Genomic DNA, 375 nt, shown 5'->3' with positions numbered 1-375 from the left:
TATTTCACGCCCATCATCAACGCCCCCGAAGTCGCCATCATGGGCGTGTGCAAAAGCAGCCTGGAGCCCCAATGGGACGGCAAGCAGTTCGCACCGCGCCTCATGCTGCCCCTGAGCCTGAGCTGGGACCACCGCGTGATCGACGGCGCCAGCGCCGCACGCTTCAACGTGTACTTTGCCTCGTTGCTGGCGGACTTCCGCCGCATCGTGATGTAACGCGAGGGCAATACCCATGGCAATCATCGACATCAAGGTGCCCGACATCGGCGACTTCGCTGAAGTGGCCATCATCGAAGTGCTGGTCCAACCCGGCGACACCATCAAGGCCGAGCAAAGCCTGATCACTGTGGAGTCCGACAAGGCCTCCATGGAGAT

Annotated in this window: 2 protein-coding genes; both read left to right on the top strand. The window is 61.1% G+C overall.

All coding sequences use genetic code 11. The features are described 5' to 3' along the window. The coding region (locus J8G26_RS19190; protein ID WP_210570854.1) for a 2-oxo acid dehydrogenase subunit E2 at window positions 1-216 on the top strand (216 nt) is incomplete at its 5' end. A 16-nt stretch (window positions 217-232) separates the two neighbouring features. Continuing rightward, the coding region (locus tag J8G26_RS19185) for a biotin/lipoyl-containing protein (protein ID WP_210570857.1) at window positions 233-375 on the top strand (143 nt) is incomplete at its 3' end.

The sequence above is a fragment of the Acidovorax sp. JG5 genome (assembly GCF_017939685.1).
Taxonomy (GTDB): domain Bacteria; phylum Pseudomonadota; class Gammaproteobacteria; order Burkholderiales; family Burkholderiaceae_C; genus Acidovorax.
Note: the sequence above shows the minus strand (reverse complement) of the source record. Positions and strands in the feature narration are given on the sequence as shown.